Annotated in this window: 18 protein-coding genes and 1 other annotated feature; all 18 genes read left to right on the forward strand. The window is 30.2% G+C overall.

From position 1 onward, the window contains the following. Window positions 1-27 precede the first annotated feature (27 nt). Entirely contained in the window at window positions 28-522 is a 495-nt protein-coding gene (locus K5V21_RS08395) for a PRC-barrel domain-containing protein (protein ID WP_221860810.1), read from the forward strand. Further along, window positions 506-1,537 carry an AI-2E family transporter gene (locus K5V21_RS08400; protein WP_221860812.1) on the forward strand — a complete coding sequence of 344 codons (1,032 nt, stop codon included), beginning with the start codon at window positions 506-508 and terminating at the stop codon, window positions 1,535-1,537. Before K5V21_RS08395 ends, K5V21_RS08400 begins: the two co-directional genes overlap by 17 nt. A 90-nt stretch (window positions 1,538-1,627) precedes the next feature. Next, window positions 1,628-1,807: a binding site (T-box leader), on the forward strand. A 48-nt stretch (window positions 1,808-1,855) separates the two neighbouring features. Beyond that, window positions 1,856-4,501: an alanine--tRNA ligase gene (gene alaS, locus K5V21_RS08405; RefSeq protein ID WP_221860814.1), complete on the forward strand. Its 2,646-nt coding sequence runs from the start codon at window positions 1,856-1,858 to the stop codon at window positions 4,499-4,501. Window positions 4,502-4,646: 145 nt separating this feature from the next. After that, the gene (locus K5V21_RS08410; RefSeq protein ID WP_039315650.1) at window positions 4,647-4,904 is read left to right on the forward strand and encodes an IreB family regulatory phosphoprotein; all 258 of its coding nucleotides are present in this window, start codon (window positions 4,647-4,649) and stop codon (window positions 4,902-4,904) included. 46 nt (window positions 4,905-4,950) lie between these two features. Continuing rightward, window positions 4,951-5,367: a Holliday junction resolvase RuvX gene (ruvX, locus tag K5V21_RS08415; protein WP_204595660.1), complete on the forward strand. Its 417-nt coding sequence runs from the start codon at window positions 4,951-4,953 to the stop codon at window positions 5,365-5,367. A gap of 76 nt (window positions 5,368-5,443) precedes the next feature. After that, on the forward strand, window positions 5,444-5,704 hold the full coding sequence (locus K5V21_RS08420; RefSeq protein WP_204595661.1) for a DUF1292 domain-containing protein: 261 nt from the start codon (window positions 5,444-5,446) through the stop codon (window positions 5,702-5,704). Window positions 5,705-5,726: 22 nt separating this feature from the next. Beyond that, entirely contained in the window at window positions 5,727-6,188 is a 462-nt protein-coding gene (locus tag K5V21_RS08425; protein ID WP_204595662.1) for a Fur family transcriptional regulator, read from the forward strand. A gap of 73 nt (window positions 6,189-6,261) precedes the next feature. Beyond that, on the forward strand, window positions 6,262-7,929 hold the full coding sequence (locus K5V21_RS08430) for a ribonuclease J (RefSeq protein ID WP_204595663.1): 1,668 nt from the start codon (window positions 6,262-6,264) through the stop codon (window positions 7,927-7,929). Between the two features lie 175 nt (window positions 7,930-8,104). Further along, window positions 8,105-9,931 (forward strand): translational GTPase TypA, encoded by a 1,827-nt coding sequence (gene typA, locus K5V21_RS08435; RefSeq protein WP_221860816.1) that lies wholly within the window; start codon window positions 8,105-8,107, stop codon window positions 9,929-9,931. Between the two features lie 97 nt (window positions 9,932-10,028). Continuing rightward, the gene (mltG, locus tag K5V21_RS08440) at window positions 10,029-11,033 is read left to right on the forward strand and encodes an endolytic transglycosylase MltG (protein WP_221860818.1); all 1,005 of its coding nucleotides are present in this window, start codon (window positions 10,029-10,031) and stop codon (window positions 11,031-11,033) included. Between the two features lie 18 nt (window positions 11,034-11,051). Further along, window positions 11,052-11,696, forward strand: a complete 645-nt coding sequence (locus K5V21_RS08445) for an O-methyltransferase (protein WP_221860820.1) — start codon at window positions 11,052-11,054, stop codon at window positions 11,694-11,696. Between the two features lie 8 nt (window positions 11,697-11,704). Then, entirely contained in the window at window positions 11,705-12,949 is a 1,245-nt protein-coding gene (locus tag K5V21_RS08450) for a peptidase U32 family protein (RefSeq protein WP_221860822.1), read from the forward strand. A gap of 11 nt (window positions 12,950-12,960) precedes the next feature. Further along, window positions 12,961-13,578 (forward strand): uridine kinase, encoded by a 618-nt coding sequence (gene udk, locus K5V21_RS08455; RefSeq protein ID WP_221860824.1) that lies wholly within the window; start codon window positions 12,961-12,963, stop codon window positions 13,576-13,578. Window positions 13,579-13,635: 57 nt separating this feature from the next. Further along, a complete protein-coding gene (locus K5V21_RS08460; RefSeq protein ID WP_221860827.1) occupies window positions 13,636-15,243 on the forward strand; it encodes a penicillin-binding transpeptidase domain-containing protein in 1,608 nt (535 codons plus the stop codon). Window positions 15,244-15,367: 124 nt separating this feature from the next. After that, window positions 15,368-16,069, forward strand: a complete 702-nt coding sequence (sigK, locus tag K5V21_RS08465) for an RNA polymerase sporulation sigma factor SigK (RefSeq protein WP_204595669.1) — start codon at window positions 15,368-15,370, stop codon at window positions 16,067-16,069. A 94-nt stretch (window positions 16,070-16,163) separates the two neighbouring features. Then, window positions 16,164-17,219: a type IV pilus twitching motility protein PilT gene (locus K5V21_RS08470; protein WP_221860828.1), complete on the forward strand. Its 1,056-nt coding sequence runs from the start codon at window positions 16,164-16,166 to the stop codon at window positions 17,217-17,219. 198 nt (window positions 17,220-17,417) lie between these two features. Further along, window positions 17,418-18,707, forward strand: a complete 1,290-nt coding sequence (locus tag K5V21_RS08475; RefSeq protein WP_221860830.1) for a cell division FtsA domain-containing protein — start codon at window positions 17,418-17,420, stop codon at window positions 18,705-18,707. A gap of 13 nt (window positions 18,708-18,720) precedes the next feature. Continuing rightward, window positions 18,721-19,875: a cell division protein FtsZ gene (gene ftsZ, locus K5V21_RS08480; protein WP_221860832.1), complete on the forward strand. Its 1,155-nt coding sequence runs from the start codon at window positions 18,721-18,723 to the stop codon at window positions 19,873-19,875. Window positions 19,876-20,007 lie beyond the last annotated feature (132 nt).

Consider the following 20,007-nt stretch of genomic DNA (forward strand, 5'->3'; position numbering starts at 1 on the left):
AGTATATTAAGGTTAGGAGGGTTAATTATGCTTAGAAGCAAGGATTTCTATATGAAGAGTGTTTATGATGTTAATGGTAAAAAAATAGGAATTGTAGAGGACCTTTTTATTAACTTTTTTGAAGGGAAAATCATTGGAATTAATATTTCTAATTATTCGTTATTCTCTAAAAAGAACTTCATTAATTGTGAGGATATTATATCTATAGATAAAGACATTGTAGTAAGAAAAAGTATTCAAGGGGATGGGCTTAAGTTAAAGAGTGTTAAAGGTATGGAGATAATTGATTTAAATGGTGATATAAGAGGGGTAATGGAAGATCTGATAATTGAAGAAAATGATTTTTCAATTAAGGGTATACTGGTTAGTACTGGGGTCATAGAAAGACTTTTAAAAGGAAAAGATATTTTGCTTGTAAATGAATGCATTTTAGGTGAAGAATATATATTATATATTGGCAAAAGTGGTGTAACGTTAAAAGCTATGCCTAGAAAGGGAGAGAAAAATGAGATTTCCAATTAAAAATAAATCATTAATGATAAGAATATTTATAGTGATCTTCTTAATCATAGCTGTAGTTTTATATTTTAATTGGAGTGTATTTAGAGATGTAGTAAATATAATAATTATATCAGCAATATTAGCTTACGTTCTAAAGCCACTAAGAGATTTTCTTTCTGATAAATGGATGATATCAAAGAGAACATCAACACTTATAGTTATGCTTGGGATATGCTTTTTAATAGTATTATTATTTTCAATATTAATACCAAAATTTATGAAGGAAATGGGTAACTCCGTAACTATAATAGATGAACTATCAGATTATTTGAATAATATAGGAGAAAAAATAAAAGCAAATGATTCATCCATTGCAATTACAATATATGAAGAATTAGAAGTAAAGTTATGGGGCGGTATCATGGCATTATCTCACAGTGCTATAAACTGGATTATAAACTTTACAAGTAATATAGTATCAATAGCAATTATACCTATAGTTGCATACTATTTTTTATCTGATGGAGATAGTGTATCAAATAAAATGTATTTATTAATTCCTATTGAAAAAAGAAATATAACTAGAAAAATTATAAATGATGTAAATTTACTCCTTGAAAGATATATAATAAGCCAAGTGATGCTTTCTTTAGCAACTGGAGTTATGTGTTTTATTTTATTTTTGTCTTTAGGCGTTAAGTTTCCTCTTATACTATCCATAATAAATGGAGTATTTAACATAGTACCGTATTTTGGAGCATTTTTTGGAGGAATACCAGCTGTTCTTATAGCCTTTGTTGATTCTCCTGTTAAGGCTTTGTGGGTTGTGATTGGAATATTAGTAATTCAACAGATAGAAGGAAATATATTAGCTCCAAAAATAACAGCAGATAGTACTAACATACACCCTCTAATAATTATCATATTATTACTAATAGGGGAGAAGGCTGGAGGCGTAGCAGGGATGATTCTAGCTGTACCTATAGGGGTAATATTAAAGGTAATACATGATGATCTAAATTACTACTTGTTTTAACATATGTATATTTGTAGAAAAACAACAAATAATTATTAAAAATATTGACATATTTAAGTATATAAAATATAATTTCTTTAGTAAATTGAATATTTAGCTATGACTGGGATGAGTAGATTTGAATTTGTTTTTTTAGAGAGGAAGTGGATGGTGAAAACTTCTAAATGAATCATTTTGAAGCTACCCATGAGCTATAACCATTTAAAGAGATGTAAATTAATTTTACATAATTAGGGTGGTACCGCGGAAGAGTTAGCTTTCGTCCCTTGTTGTTATTTTGGGATGAGGGCTTTTTTTATTGTAATGGAGGTAAGATATATGAAGTATATGGGAACAAATGAGCTTAGAGAAGCTTATTTAAGATTTTTTGAAGGTAAGGATCATTTAAGACTAAAGAGTTTTCCTTTAGTTCCAAAGAATGATAAGAGTTTATTATTAATTAATGCAGGTATGGCACCACTTAAGCCATATTTCACAGGTTTACAAGAGCCACCAAAGAAGAGAATTACAACTTGCCAAAAATGTATAAGAACAGGAGATATCGAGAATGTAGGTAAGACTTCAAGACACGGTACTTTCTTTGAAATGCTTGGTAACTTCTCTTTTGGAGACTATTTTAAAGAAGAAGTAATTCCATGGGCTTGGGAATTCATAACAGAAGTATTAAAAATGCCAAAGGATAAATTATATGTAACAATATATTTAGATGATGATGAAGCATTTGAAATATGGAAAAACAAAACTGATATAGATACAAGCAGAATATTTAGACTTGGAAAAGAAGATAACTTCTGGGAACATGGTGCAGGTCCATGTGGTCCATGTACAGAGATTCACTTTGAGAGAGGTGTAGATGTAGAACCAGTTAAAACTGCTGAAGAATTTGTAAAAGCTAGTGATGAAGATAGAATAATAGAATTCTGGAACTTAGTATTTACACAATTTGATGGAGATGGAAAAGGTAATTATGAAAGATTACAAAATCCTAACATAGATACAGGAATGGGACTTGAAAGACTTGCTACATTAATGCAAGGTGTTGAAAATATATTTGAAATAGATACTGTTAAAAATATATTAGGTAGAGTTTCAGAACTTGCAAATGTTAAATATGGAGAAGACGCTACAAAAGACATATCACTTAGAATAATAACAGACCACGTTAAGTCAGTTACTATGATGATTTCAGATGGTGTTCAACCAAGTAATGAAGGAAGAGGATATGTACTTAGAAGACTTCTAAGAAGAGCTGCAAGACATGGAAGAGTTCTTGGAATAAAAGGATTATTCTTAAAGGATATCGTAGAATCAGTAGTTGAAAACTATGGCGTTGAATATGATGAACTTATTGCTAAAAAAGATTACATTGAAAAAATTGTTACGTTAGAAGAAGAAAGATTTAATGAAACAATAGATTCAGGAATGGGAATACTTTTAGGATACATTGAAGAATTAGAAAAAGAAAACAAGAATGTATTAAGTGGAGAAAAAGCATTTAAGTTATATGATACTTATGGATTCCCTTATGAATTAACAGAAGAAATATTAGAAGAAAAGAATATCACAATAGATAGAGAAGCTTTTGATAAGGAAATGCAAGAGCAAAGAGAAAGAGCTAGAAGTGCTAGAGGAGAATTCACTTACATGGGAAGTGAAGAAACACCAATAAATTTAGTTGATAGTGATATAGAGTGTGAATTCGTAGGATATGACAAGAATGAAGCTGTTGGAAAGATAGTATTCTTAGCAACAGATGAAGCGGTTGTAGAAGAATTAAAAGAAGGACAAAAAGGATATATTGTTACTGACAAGACACCTTTCTATGCAGAAATGGGAGGTCAAGTAGGTGACAAGGGTACTATAAAGGGTCATGATTTTGAAGCTTATGTATATAACACTAAGAATAATGTTGGTGGAAAAACTATTCATTATGTAAAAATCAATAATGGAATAGTAAAATTAAATGAAGAAGCAGAATTAAAGATAGATGTAAAGAGAAGAAATAATATACGTAAAAATCATACAGCAACTCATATGCTACATGAAGCACTAAAAGAAGTTTTAGGAGATCATGTTAACCAAGCTGGATCATTTGTTGATGATGAAAGATTAAGATTTGACTTTACTCACTTCCAAGGCTTAACTGAAGAAGAGCTTCAAAAAGCAGAAAATTTAGTTAATGAAAAGATAATGGAAGTATATAGCGTTGATACAGATCTTATGACATTAGAAGAGGCAAGAGAAAAGGGTGCTATGGCTTTATTTGATGATAAATATGGAGATAAGGTTAGAGTTGTATCAGTTGGAGATTATTCAATGGAACTTTGTGGAGGAACTCACGTTTTAAACTCAGGGGAAATTGGATTATTTAAAATAGTTAATGAAGCTGGAGTTGCAGCAGGAGTAAGAAGAATAGAAGCATTAACAGGATTTGCAGCAATAAAGTATGTTGAAGAAAAGCAAAAAATGCTAAAGGAAGCATGTGTTGCATTAAAATGTAATGAAAAAGAAATAATAAATAAGATTTCTACTCAAACAGCAGAAATAAAAGAAAAAGAAAAAGAAATTGCAGAATTAAAGTCAAAGCTTACAAGCGGTGCTGAAGATGATATATTAAATTCAGCTAGAGATATAAATGGTATTACTGCAATAGCATATGCATTAGAAGATGTTGATGGAAATGCATTAAGAGACTTAGGGGATAAGATAAGAAATAAGGCTCCAAAATCAGTAGTTGTATTAATAAGTAAAGTAAGTGATAAGGTAAATCTAGTTGCAATGGCAAGTAAAGATGCAGTAGCATCAGGAATTCATTGTGGTAAAATAATTAAAGAAGTAGCATCAGTAGTTGGTGGCGGTGGAGGTGGAAGACCTGACATGGCTCAAGCTGGTGGAAAGCTTCCTGAAAAAATAAATGAAGCTATCGATAAATCATATTATGTAATTGAAACTTTAGTAAAATAGTGTACTTTTAAAAAGATATGGGTTATAATTATTTTATAAGATATGAATATAAAAGAATAAATATGGAGATTACTATTAATAATATATATAAATTTCCTTTAACAATAAGGTAAGGGGGTGAGCTGCTAGGAAAGCAGCATAGAATATGAGTAATAATTTAGAGCATACAATGCAATTTGATTTATCAAAAAATAAAGAAGTGCTAACAAAAGCCATTTTAACTGAGGTTTATAATTCGCTTCAAGAGAAGGGGTATAATCCAATTAATCAGCTTGTTGGTTATCTAATATCAGGAGACCCTACTTACATTACAAATTACAACGGAGCAAGAGCTTTAGTAAGAAAACTTGAAAGAGATGAAATTCTTGAAGAAGTTATAAAATCTTATTTAGAGATAAAATAAAAAAAGTGCCCTGTTGAAGGGCACTTTTTATTTTCAAGGAGATAATATGAGAATATTAGGATTAGATGTTGGGCAAAAAACAGTTGGGGTTGCTATTTCAGATCCTTTAGGATTTACTGCACAAGGAATAACAACTATAAGAAGAACTAAAAAAAGTGAAGATGTAGAAGCTGTAAAGAGAATATGTAATGAGTATTCTGTAGAAACTATAGTTATTGGATTACCTAAAAATATGGATGGTTCAATTGGATTTGCAGGAGAAAAGATACAAGAATTCAGTGAATTATTAAAAGAGTCTATAGATTTAGAAATAGTATTTTGGGATGAAAGACTTACAACTGTTGCAGCACATAGGGCGATGCTTGAGGCTGATTTATCAAGAGGAAAAAGAAAAAAGATAGTTGATAAAGTAGCAGCAACCTATATTTTACAAGGATATTTAGATAGAATATCAAAACGTTAAATAATTATTAATTAAAAATAATTATTGACAATACTTTACTATAGTAATTAAAATAAAGAAAAAGGAGAGAATAAATATGGAAAAAGATATAGAATACATTGATTTATTAGATGAAGAGGGAAATGAGTTATCATTTAAAGTGATTAGCTTTTTTAAGATAGATGATTTAAATAGTGAATATGTAGTTTTAACTCCAGCTGATGAAGAGGGAGATGAAGCAGTAGTTCTTAAAGTTGAAAAGGATGAAGATGGAAGCGATAACCTTATAAATATAGAAGATGAAGCTGAATTTGCAATGGTAGAAGAAGCTTATAATTTATTAATGCAAGAAGATTAGAACATGGAAAGAGGTGTTGTAAATGGGAAGCTTAATTTCAGTGGATATGCAAGAACTTAAAGAAGATTTAAAGAAAAAAGGATATAAATTAACTCCTCAAAGAAGAGCTATAGTTGATACTATAATAAAAAATGAAGGCAAACATTTAACTGCCGAAGAAATATATGATGAGGTAAAAAAAGATTGTCCTGAAATAGGCTTAGCTACAGTTTATAGAACGGTATTATTACTTGAGGAAGTAAAATTATTATCTAGATTAGATTTAAGCGATGGATGTAGTAGATATGAAATTATTCACCAAGATGAAGAACATAGACATCACCATTTAATATGCAATCAATGTAACAAAGTTTTTGAAGTTGAAGAAGATTTATTAGATGAATTAGAACAAAGAATAGAAACAAAATATGGGTTTAAAATACAAGATCATAGTGTAAAATTCTTTGGAATCTGTGAAGAGTGTATGAAGAAAAATAAAGAATAATTAAAGGAATCCTCTCAAATATAAAAGAGATGACATCCTTTGTTTATACATATTTTAAATAAGGAGGGGAAATATGAAGAATGAAAGAGCTAAGGTTAAAATCATTCCTTTAGGTGGAATAGATGAAATCGGGAAGAACCTTACAGTTGTAGAATATAAAGATGATATCGTAATTATAGACTGCGGCTTGAAGTTCCCAGATGTTGATATGTATGGAATAGATATAGTTATACCAGATATATCATACCTATTAAAAAATAAAGATAAAATTAGAGGGATATTTTTAACTCACGGACATGAAGATCATATAGGAGCACTTCCATATGTTTTAAAACAATTGGATATACCTATATATGGAACTAAACTTACTCTAGGAATTGTAGAAACAAAGTTAAGAGAACACGGACTTTTAGCTACTACAAAATTATTTAGAGTAAAACCTAAAGATAAAATAAAATTACAAAATGTAACGGTTGAATTTATTAAAACTAATCACTCAATAGCTGATTCAGTTGCAATAGCAATACACACTCCACTTGGAGTTGTTCTACACACAGGAGACTTTAAGATAGATCATACTCCAATAGATGGTGCTAGAACAGATTTTGCAAGACTTGCGGAACTTGGAAGAAAAGGTGTTCTTGTAATGATGGCAGACTCTACAAATGTAGAACGTCCAGGTTATACTAAATCAGAAAGTGTAGTTGGTGATACTTTAAAACGATTATTTGGAAGAGCAAAGGGTAGAATTTTAGTTGCTACTTTTGCATCAAATATTCATAGAATTCAACAAATAATAACTGCAGCAGAAATGTATGATAAGAAGGTTGCAGTATCTGGTAGAAGTATGGAAAATATCGTTCAAGTTGCGATAGATCTTGGATATTTAAAATTACAAAAAGATACTTTAATAACAATTGATGCAACACAAAAATACAAAAATGAAGAAATAGTTATTATAACTACTGGAAGTCAAGGAGAACCAATGTCAGCACTTGCTAGAATGGCGGCTTCAGAGCATAGAAAAATTACAATAGTTGAAGGGGATACTGTTATAATATCAGCAACTCCAATACCAGGTAATGAAAAATTAGTATCAAAGGTTATAAATCAATTATTTAAAAAAGGTGCAGAAGTTATATACGGTTCTGATGAGAATGTTCACGTTTCAGGTCATGCTTGTCAAGAAGAATTAAAGCTTATACAAACTATAGTAAGACCTAGATTCTTTATACCTGTACATGGTGAGTATAGACATTTAAAGCAACATGCAGAGCTTGCTGTTAGCGTTGGATTAAATCCAAGAAACTATGTATTACCAGAAACAGGAGATCAAATTGAAATAACACGTAATTCAATAAAGAAAAATGGATCTGTAACATCAGGTCAAGTACTTGTTGATGGATTAGGTGTAGGAGATGTTGGTCATATAGTTTTAAGAGACAGAAAACATCTTTCACAAGATGGTATATTAACAGTTGTCGTAACTTTAGATAGGGAGAGTGCATCAGTTATTGCAGGTCCTGATATAATCTCAAGAGGTTTTGTATACGTAAGAGAATCAGAAGGACTTATGGATGATGCAAGAGAAATTGTTAAGGCAGTCTTGAGTGAATGTGAAAAGTCAAAGATTACTGATTGGGCAACTATAAAGAGTAGAATTAGGGATGAACTTAGAAACTTCTTATATGAAAAGACTAAGAGAAAACCTATGATACTTCCAATAATAATGGAAATTTAATTAAATAAGTGGTTCATTTAGCAATCATTTATATTGACTTTTTAAAAAGTAAAGATTAGAATATAAATTAGTGCGAGAATTGGGTACACAAGTATCCAATTTTCTTTTTGAAAAAAAATATTATAGGTTTACATAGAAAAATAACAAAAGTAAAGCTAAAAAGTGGAGGAATATAATGGAATTAATTAAAAGAGAAGATATTAGAAATATAGCTATCATAGCCCACGTTGACCATGGTAAGACTACTTTAGTAGATGCGTTATTAAAAGATAGCCATACTTTTAGATCAAACGAAAAAGTACAAGAAAGAGCTATGGACTCAAATGACTTAGAAAAAGAAAGAGGAATCACAATTCTTTCAAAAAATACTGCAGTACATTACAATGGAGTAAAAATCAATATTGTTGATACTCCAGGACATGCTGACTTTGGTGGAGAAGTTGAACGTGTACTTAAAATGGTTGACTCAGTATTATTAGTTGTTGATTCATATGAAGGACCAATGCCTCAAACTAAATTCGTTCTTAAGAAGGCATTAGAATTAGGATTAAGACCAGTAGTTGTTATAAATAAGATAGATAAGCCAGATGCTAGACCAGAAGCTGTTATTGATGAAGTATTTGAATTATTCTTAGAATTAGGAGCTGATGACGAGCAATTAGATTTCCCAATAATCTATGCTTCAGCAAGAGATGGTTTTGCAAGACACAATGTAGAAGATACAAATGAGAATATGACTCCTCTATTCGATACAATTTTAGAACGTGTTCCATGTCCAGAAGGATATGCAGACGGACCATTACAAATGCTTGTTACAACATTAGATTCAAATGAATATGTTGGTAGAATAGCAATTGGTAAAATCCATAGAGGAACAGTTAAAAAGAACCAACCTATAGTTTTAGTAAGACAAGATGGAAGTACATCAAACTATAAAGCTACATCATTATTTGGATATAACGGATTAAAGAGAGAAGAAGTTGAAAGTGCTTCAATCGGAGATATAATAGCTCTAAGTGGTGTAGGTGATGCTAATATTGGAGAAACAATAGCTGATTCACAAAATCCAGAAGCGCTTCCATTTGTAGAAATTGATGAACCAACACTTAGCATGAACTTCATGGTAAATGATTCACCATTTGCAGGTCAAGAAGGAGATTTCATAACTTCAAGACACTTAAGAGATAGATTAATGAAAGAACTTGAAACAAACGTAAGTTTAAGAGTGAGAGAAATAACTCCAGATTGTTTCGAAGTTTCAGGTAGAGGAGAATTACACCTTTCAGTATTAATCGAAACAATGAGAAGAGAAGGATACGAATTACAAGTATCAAAGGCTAACGTTATCTTCAAAGAAGAAAACGGAAAGAAAGTAGAACCAATGGAATACTTAACTATAGATGTACCTGAAGAGTTCATGGGACCTGTAATGGAAAAGCTTGGACCAAGAAAAGGTGAGATGGTTAATATGACATCAGCAGTAAATGGTTATACTAGATTAGAATTCGTAATACCAGCTAGAGGTCTTATTGGATTTAGAAATGAATTCATGACAGATACAAAGGGTAATGGAATAATGAATCACGTATTCCATGGATATGCACCATATAAGGGTGAAATTCCAGGAAGAAGTAGAGGATCAATAGTATCATTTGAACAAGGAGATGCTATTGCATACGGATTATTTAATGCTCAAGAAAGAGGATCATTATTTATAGATGCTGGTGTACCAGTATATCAAGGAATGATCGTTGGAGTATGTGGAAGAGCGGAAGATATAGATATAAATGTATGTAAAGGTAAGAAACTTACAAATACAAGATCATCAGGTGCTGATGATGCAGTTAAATTAGTACCACCAATAAAGATGACTCTAGAGAAAGCTTTAGAATTCATTAATAGCGATGAATTAGTTGAAGTAACTCCACAAAATGTAAGAATGAGAAAAACTATCTTAGATAGTGCTGAAAGAAGAAGAAGAACAAGCAGAAGTAAGAAGTAATTACCCTAATTTTATCTTTATAAATTGAAAAAAAAGTATTATAATAAAGTGAATAGCCTAAATACTGGCTATTTACTTTTATATATAGGGGGATTTTATGAAGAAATCTAAAATAATCTTAATAGTTTTTGTGCTCTTAATAATATTATTAGGTGCTACTGTTTTTATGTACACTAGAACTATAAATCATCCCTTAAAATCGGATAAAGATAGTATAGTAGTTGAAGTTAACGAGGGAGAAGGATTTTATACGTTACTTAATGAACTTAAGGAAAAGGGTTTGATTGATAATGAAATTTTTATAAAAGTTTATTTGAAATTAAATAAAGTTGTTCCAAAGGTTTCAAAAGGTACATATACAATTAAAACAGATGTAAGTTTAAGCGAATTCTTAAAGACGTTAGAAACTGAAAATGCTGTTAAAGTTGTTATTCCAGAAGGATATACAGTAACTCAAATAGCTGAAGTTCTTGAAAAATATGGATTGTTTTCAAAAGAAGACTTTTTAAAAGCAGTTAGCGAGTATCCTCTTCCAGATTACATAAAGAAAGATAACAAAAGAAGATATGCATTAGAAGGATTTTTATTCCCAGATACATATTCATTCCCAATTGGGGTTAAGCCAGATACGGTTATAAAAACTATGCTTGACAAATTCAAATCTGTAATGAAAGAAGCGGAAAAGGAAGCAGGGGTGACTGTTCCTACAAACCAAATAGATGAAGTAGTAACTAAAGCGTCGTTAATTGAAAGAGAAGCTAGAACAGAAAGAGATAGACCTCTTATAGCATCAGTTATTGATAATAGAATTAAAAAAGGTATGCCTCTTCAAATAGATGCAACTGTTATTTATGCATTAGGGAAGCATGTAGATAAAGTATTATATAAGCATTTAGAAGTAAACTCACCATATAATACATATAAAAATAAAGGACTACCAGAAGGACCTATAGCAAGTCCAGGAAAGCCTTCATTAATTGCAGCACTTAAGCCAGCAAAAACAGACTATTTATATTATCTACTAGATCCTAACACTGGAGAACACTATTTTACAAGTAGCTATCCAGATTTTGAGAAAAAGAAAGTCGAATTTGGATATTAAATTATCTTGGAGGAATATATGAGCGGAATTACTTATGACTATATGGAAGAATATTTAAGAGGACTAATTGGAGAAAGTAGTGGAAAACTTAAAGAATTAGAAGATTTCGCAAAAGAAAATGGAGTTCCGATAGTTCAAAAAGAAGCTGGAAAGTTTTTGGAATTTATGGTTAGTATGAAAAAGCCATTAAAAATTTTAGAACTAGGAACTGCCATAGGATACTCTTCTATACTTATGTATGATGCTTCAAAAACAAATCCTGATATTGTTACCATAGAGAGAAGCAAAGAGATGATCGAACTTGCAAAGGAAAATATTAAAAGATTTAATCTTGAAGATAAGATTACTATAAAAGAAGGGGATTGCCTTGAAGTATTAGAAAATCTTGATGAAAAGTTTGATTTAATATTTATGGATGCAGGAAAAGGACATTATAATCATTTCTTGCCACATTGCTTAAGATTACTAAAAGAAGATGGAATTATAATAGCTGATAATGTATTATTTAGAGGAATGGTTCCATCACAAGAGTTAGTAAAAAGAAGAAAGATTACAATAGTAAAAAGAATGAGAACATACTTAGAGATGGTTTCAAATGATGAAAATTTAATAACCTCTGTCATTCCGATGGGAGATGGTATTGCGATAACTAAAAGGAGGTAGGTTTAAAGATGAGAAAACCTGAAATTTTAGCACCAGCTGGAAATTTAGAAAAACTAAAAATTGCTATAGATTTTGGAGCAGATGCTGTATATATAGGTGGAAGTAGATTAAATTTAAGAGCTTTTGCTGGAAACTTTACAAATGAAGAAATAGCTGAGGCAGTTAAATATTGTCATGATAGAGAGAGAAAGCTTTATGTGACAATGAATGTATTTCCACGTAATTTTGATTTAAATGGAATGGAAGATTATATAAAAGGATTAGAGGCTTTAGGAATTGATGCTATAATAGTAGCTGACCCTGGAATAATAGCAGTAGCTAGAGAAGTAGCACCTAACTTAGAAATACACTTAAGTACACAAGCTAACACTGTAAACTGGAAAGCAGCTAAGTTCTGGTATGATTTAGGTGTTAAGAGAATAGTACTTGCAAGAGAAATGACTTTTAATGAAATTCATGGATTTAGAGATAATCTTCCAGAAGGATGCGACTTAGAAGGTTTTGTACATGGTTCAATGTGTATGGCTTATTCAGGAAGATGTCTAATTTCTAATTATATGTTAGGAAGAGATTCTAATAAAGGGACATGTGCTAATGTTTGTAGATACAAATATTTCTTAGTTGAAGAAACAAGACCAGATGTTTACTTCCCTGTTATAGAAGATGATAAAGGAACATATATAATGAATTCAAAGGATTTATGTATGATTCACCATATACCTGAATTAGTTCAAAGTGGAATATATTCATTTAAAATTGAAGGAAGAATGAAAAGTGAATTCTATGTTGCTTCAGTAGTTAAAGCATATAGAGAAGCATTAGATAGTTACTGGGAAGATCCAGATAATTATAAATTCAAACAAGAATGGATGGATATCTTATTAAAAGTTAGCCATAGACCATATCATACAGGATTCTTCTTTGGAAAGACAGGAGAACAAAATTATGATGATTCATCATATATAAGAGATTATGATATAGTAGGAATAGTAAAAGAATTTGATGAAGAGACTATGACTGCAACTATAATGCAAAAAAATAGAGTGTTTGAAGGAGATAATGTTGATATACTAAGACCTTATACACCTAATTTCTCAATAAAGATGAACTCAATGTATGATGTAGAAAAAGATGTTGAGACTAATGTTGCTAATAGAGCACATATGATCTTTAAGATGAAGGTTGATACACCTCTAAAAGAAAATGATATGCTAGTAAGAGGAAAACAAACTTTAAAAATTGGAGACAAATAGGAGGCAAATTAATGAAAAAACCTATACTTATTGGAATAACTGGAGGGACAGGTTCAGGTAAAAGTACCATAGCAGATGAAATATATAATAGCTTTAGTGAAGACTGTATAGCTATGATACAACAAGATGCATATTATAAGGATCAAAGCCATTTAACAATGGAAGAAAGAACAAAAACAAACTATGACCATCCAAGAGCATTTGATAATGATTTATTAATAGATCATTTACATTGTTTAATGAATGGAGAGCCAATTAGAAAGCCTATATATGACTTTACTATACATAATAGATCAGAAGAAAAAATAAATGTAGAGCCTAGAGATATAATAATAGTTGAAGGTATTCTTGTACTTGAAGATGAAAGAATAAGAGATCTTTTAGATATAAAAGTATATGTAGATACAGATGCTGATATAAGAATATTAAGAAGATTGGTTAGAGATATAAATGAAAGAGGAAGAGATGTTGATTCTGTAGTAGAACAATACCTTTCGGTAGTTAGACCTATGCATATGCAATTTATTGAACCAACAAAAAGATATGCTGATATAATTGTTCCAGAAGGTGGACACAATAAAGTAGCCATAGATATATTAGTTTCAAAAATTAAAGATACATTAAAATAATTTGTATAAAACACCTTTTCTTAGTCAAGAATTAGCTAAGGGAGGTGTTTTCCTTTTATGAAGAGAATGGATTTAAATAGAGGTAAGGCTTTATTAGCTCTTCTAATGACAATATTTGCTGGATTAGCAGTTAGATTATATTTTTTAAATGTTCATCCTACAGAAAGAGTAGAAGCGAATTATAAGAATCATCAGACTGAAAGCATAAGTGATAGTAAATATATGCTATTAGATACAAATGGTAAAGATTTAGTAGAGTATGAAAAAAAATATGTATTAGTGATAGATTCAAAACCTTTTAGTTTAAATAATTATGGGGAAACTTTAGAGGATTTAATGGCTTTAAACTTTATTATGAAGGGAGAAAATAGTGATTTTAATTATACTGATGTAATGAAAAGTCAAGGGAAATTATATTACACTATTTCAGAAGAGACTTATAATAAAATAAATAAATTAGATAATTTAAAAGGAGTATATACCTTTATTAGCGATAAAGTGGATAGAAAAGAAGCTTGGTCTGTAAATGGTATGTTGTCAAATATAACTGATAAAAATATAGTACAGGGATCTATAGAAGAAGAAATATATAATAATATAAAGAATAATGAAATTCCTAAAAAGAATTTTTATCTTGATGAAAAAAATGTTTATGCAGATGATGAACTTGTTATAAATGATAATAATAGAAATGTAAAGCTTACAATAGATAAAGAATTCGATAGTAAGATTAGAGATGTATTATCAAAAGAAGAGTATCAAAAATATAAAAATATAGGCGTAACTATTATGGAAAGTAATAGTGGAAAAATTAAAGCTTTAGTTCAAAAAAATGAAAGTGAAGCTAATATAAATTTAGGAATAGAAGGAATAGGTTATGAACCAGGGTCTATTTATAAGCTTATAACATATGGAGCATCTTTAGAGGAAGGACTTATAACTCCTTATAATACAGTATCTTGTAATGGGAAGATGTGTAATGGCAAAGTTCATGGAACACTTACAATAAATCAAGGTCTAATAAAATCTTGTAATGATGTATTTGGAGCTATAGGACGTAAAGTTGGATATGATAAATTGATGGAGTATAGTGAAAAATTGGGGTTATTTAAAAGGGTTATAGGAATACAAGGGGAAGGAAGAAACGAAACTTCAGGAGTAAAACCTAAAAATGATGATCCTAAAAATAATAATATTATGGCACTTATTCCAATCGGACAATCAATGAATGTATCTCCTATACAAATGCTTGGAGCTGTTAATACCTTTACGAATAATGGAGTTTATGTAAAGCCCTATATTATAGAGAGTATCTTAGATGATAACGATAAGGTAGTAAAACAATATGAAACTAAAAAAGAAAGAATATTTACAGAGACTACAAGCAAAATTGTGAAAAATGGAATGAAAGAAGTAGTTACTACTGGAACAGGTAAAAGTGCACTTATTCAAGGTATTGATATGGGAGGAAAGACAGGATCGTCTTCAAGTAGTAATAATACTACACATGGATGGTTTGCAGGATACTTTACAATAGATAACAAACAATACACAATGATTGTTTTTGTTCCAGATTTAATAGAAAAAGAAGGTGAAAATATAGGAGGGGGTAACACAGCAGCACCTATATTTAAAGATATAGTATTACAATTAAATAAAAAATAATAATGAGGCTACATATTTTAAATGTAGTCTTTTACTGTAAAGAAAATTATATTTTTTATAAGATAAAGCAAGTTTTCATTATAAAAATCATATGATATTAGTAAGCACTATAAGGAGGATGAAAGTGTTAGTAATATCGAATTTTATTGATTTGCTCTGTAACACTGTATTTTTAACTGGATACATCTCTAATAATAACACTTTCCCTACACCTCTTGATGAAAAAGAAGAGGAAAAGTATTTAAGAAAGCTGAAAGAGGGAGACAAGGGAGCTAAGAGTGTATTAATTGAAAGGAATCTAAGGTTAGTAGCGCATATAGTTAAAAAATATTCTTTCCCAAACAAGGATGTTGATGAATTAATTTCAATTGGGACAGTTGGGCTTATTAAAGCTATAGATTCCTTTGATGTTGATAAGGGTACAAGGCTTGCAACATATGCATCAAGATGTATAGAAAATGAAATACTAATGTTATTTAGAAATAATAAAAAGCAAAAAGGAGAAGTTTATCTGCAAGACCCTATAGGTGTTGATAAAGAAGGAAATGAAATTTGTTTAATTGATGTACTTAGTAGTGATAAGGATTCAGTACTTGAAAAAGTTGAAAACAATCTTCAGGTAAAGGCTTTGTATAAAAAGATGGAAGAGATACTTACAGAGAGAGAACATGATATAATTATTATGAGATATGGTCTTCAAGATGGAAAAAGCAAAACTCAAAGAGAAATTGCTGCAAAATTAAATATATCAAGATCATACGTATCTAGAATAGAGAAGAAAGCCTTGAAAAAACTCCAAAAAGTTCTATATGGAAAAGGTATATAAGTTTGTTCTAAATTCCTCTATAAAAAATAGAGGAGTTTAGCTATTTTTATAGAAATATAGAAGGTGGGGAAATCAAGAGGTCGGAGGAAAGAAAATGTATACTTTAAGAGAATTATTAGGTAAAACAACAGAGTTGGATGCATCAGATTTACATTTGACAGTTGGGATACCACCAACAGCAAGGTTGAATGGAAAATTAATGCCACTTGGAGATGAAAATCTAACTCAAGATTGCATGGAGAAGTTTGCTAAAGAAATATTAGGAAGTAAATTTGATATATATAATGAAGACGGAGAAGCTGATACATCATATTCATTATCAGGAATAGGCAGATTTAGAGTAAATGTATTTAAGCAAAGAAATAGTGATGCGATAGCACTAAGAGCTATACGATTAAAAATTCCAACTTTAGATGAACTAAACCATCCAAACGTATTAAAAGAGTTAGTTAAAAAGCAAAGAGGATTAGTTCTTGTAACAGGTCCAACAGGAAGTGGTAAGAGCACAACACTTGCAGCTATGATTAATGAAATAAATGCTACAAGAAGTGCCCATATAATTACTTTAGAAGATCCGATAGAATATCTTCATAAACATAAAAAGTGTATTATAAATCAAAGAGAAATTGGTAAAGATAGCAAAAGCTATAAGAGTGCATTAAAAGCAATTTTAAGAGAAGATCCAGATGTTATTCTTGTAGGAGAAATGAGAGATTTAGAGACTATTTCAATTGCTATGACTGCAGCAGAAACGGGACATTTAGTATTCTCAACGCTACATACTATTGGTGCAGCAAAAACAATAGACAGAATAATTGATGTTTTTCCACCACATCAACAACAGCAAATAAGAATACAACTTGCAACAGTGTTACAAGGAATAGTGTCTCAGCAACTAGTTCCAACTATAGATGGAAAAGGAAGAATTGCAGCACTTGAAACAATGATAATTACTCCAGGAATACAAAATCAAATTAGAGAAGGAAAGACTTATCAAATAGAGTCTGCAATACAAACAGGAAGCAAATATGGAATGAAGAGCATGGATATGTCTTTAGTTGAGCTTGCTAGGAATGGAAGTATAACTGAAGATACGGCAATGATATATTCTGTTGATAAAGAAATATTGAAAAGAATGATGATGCTTTAAAGGAAAAAGTTTTAAAATGAATATAAATGATCATTAATTAAGAAATTTAATTAATGATCATTTATTTTATTAGAAAATATTAAAGAAAAATAACAAAAATATTAATATATTATTAAAAGAAAAAAATAAAAAGGAATTTATAAATATATGTTGAATATATAAATGTAAGTAGGAATGACAGGAGGGAAGATAGGGAAAATGCAAGAATTTTTAGTTACAGCAATAGATATAGGGACACAAAAAATTTCAGCTTCATGTGGATTGTCATCAATGGGGAAAGAAGTTGATATATTAGGAAGTTCTTGTGTTTATTCAAAGGGTGTTGAAAAAGGGAAAATAGCTGATATGGAAAAATGCAAAGAAGCATTTCTTGAAGCTTTAGATAATTTAGAAAAAGAGATAGATAGAGAAATTAAAGATATTTACATAGGATTACCATCTACTGATGTAAAAATCCAAGAAAGTAATTTTGAAGATGATATTAATGGAATAGTATCTCCAAAGATCCTTAATGATGCATTAAAATATATTAGAGAAAATACTTTTGTAAATGATGATGAAGAGATATGTGATGCTTTTATAAATTATTATAAAGTGGATGATAAACTTAGTTTAAATTTAGCTGAAACCTTAGAAGGAGACAAGCTTTTAATAAATGCTACTGTTGTTACTTGTAAAAAAGATGTAATAAAAAAATACATGGATTTATGTATTGGTACTAGATACAATATTAAAGGATTTATAGTTAACATAATGTCACTTAAAAAAATCTTTTTCTTTAGAGATAAACTTGGAGAAAGAGTTATGGTAGAAAGTGGTGCAGCACTTACAGAAGTAGCTATATTTAAAGATGGAGTGGCTAAAGAATTATTTTCTATTCCTTTAGGAGGTAATAATATAACAAGTGATTTATCAATTTGTGGTGGGCTTTCTAATGAAGAAGCAGAAAAAATGAAGTGTAAATACAGTAGTAATTATGAAACACTTTATAGTGAAAAAGATGAAAAAGAACTTACTTTGGATGGAAAAGGCATCCATAAAGAGCTTTTTTATAAAGTTTGTGAGGCAAGAATTGAAGAAATTCTTAATTATGTAAATAATGAATTAAAAAATACTGGTCATTTTGATAATCTATGTAGTATAATTTTATGTAGTGATTCTTTAACAAATTTTGAAAATATAAATAAACTATCTAAAAAAATCATGAATGATAGAGTTCGTATATTTACAAAAAATGATTTTGGTATGCAAAATTTTTCAAATATTAACTCATTAGCTATTGTTAAAGAGGTGCATGATAGGGTAGAATTAATATGTGAAGATTTTACAAAAGATGTTAAAGATAAGACTTTAAGATTTGAAAAAATAAGTGATATAAATAGAAACGAAGAATGTGATATAGTAGAAAAAGAAAATCACGTTAAGAAAAAAAAGAATAATAAAGGCATTAGGGGAAAATTAAGAAGTTTACTAGAGGATATTTTCTAAAGGAGGAATTGTTTTGTTAGATTTTGAAGTGGATATGCAAGAATTAACTAATATAAAGGTAATAGGCTGTGGAGGCGGAGGAAGCAACGCTGTAAACAGAATGATAGTTGAAGGATTAAAAAATGTAGAATTTATAGCTATTAATACAGATAAACAAGCACTTATGTTATCACATGCCAATCAAAAAATTCAAATCGGAGAAAAGCTTACTAAAGGGCTAGGAGCAGGAGCTAATCCTGAAATAGGACAAAAAGCAGCTGAAGAAAGCAGAGAAGAAATAACAGCAGCTATTAAAGGTGCAAACATGGTATTTATAACTGCTGGTATGGGTGGTGGAACAGGAACAGGAGCTGCGCCAGTAGTTGCTGAAATAGCTAAATCATTAGAAATACTTACAGTAGGTGTTGTAACTAAACCTTTCCCATTTGAAGGAAAGAGAAGAATGAGACATGCTGAAATGGGTATAGCTAAATTAAAAGAAAAAGTTGATACATTAGTAATAATACCAAATGAAAGATTATTATTTATGGCTGATAAAAAGACAACGTTACTAGATTCATTTAGATTGGCTGATGATGTTTTAAGACAAGGTGTGCAAGCAATTTCTGACCTTATAACTATTCCAGGTGTGGTTAATGCCGACTTTGCTGATATAAAGGCAGTTATGTTAAATAAAGGTTTAGCACATATGGGAGTTGGACACGGAAATGGTGATAATAGAGCAGCAGATGCTGTTAAAGAAGCTATTGCATCACCGTTACTTGAGACTTCAATTGAAGGAGCAACAGGCGTTATCTTAAACTTTACAGGTGGAGCAGACCTTGGAGCACTTGAAGTATATGAAGCAGCAGACGTTGTAAGAGAAGCAGCAGATGCAGATGCTAATATAATTTTCGGGGCAGTTATAGATGAGACATTACAAGACGAAATAAGAATAACTGTTATTGCAACTGGTTTTGAAGAAGACGGAATAGGAGCTTCACCAAAAGAAACTGCTAAGGTAGAAGTTAAATCACAAATAAAACAACAAGTTGAAGAAAAGGTTGAAGAGGTTAAGGAGGAAGTTGCAGCTACAACTTCTGAAGAAACTGTAAGTTCAACTATAACTTATACAGAAGAAGATTTATCTATACCTACATTTTTAAGAAGACCAAGAAGGTCAAACTAATATAAGAAGTTTTAAAACCTTGGAAATTAATTTCCAAGGTTTTTTTATACAATAAGGTTACAAAAAGGTTAATAAGAGATGAAAAAATAGAAAAAATAGAGGGTTAGAATCTTTGATTAGACAAAGAAATAT

The organism is Clostridium sardiniense (assembly GCF_019753795.1).
GTDB classification, from domain to species: Bacteria; Bacillota; Clostridia; order Clostridiales; family Clostridiaceae; genus Clostridium; species Clostridium sardiniense.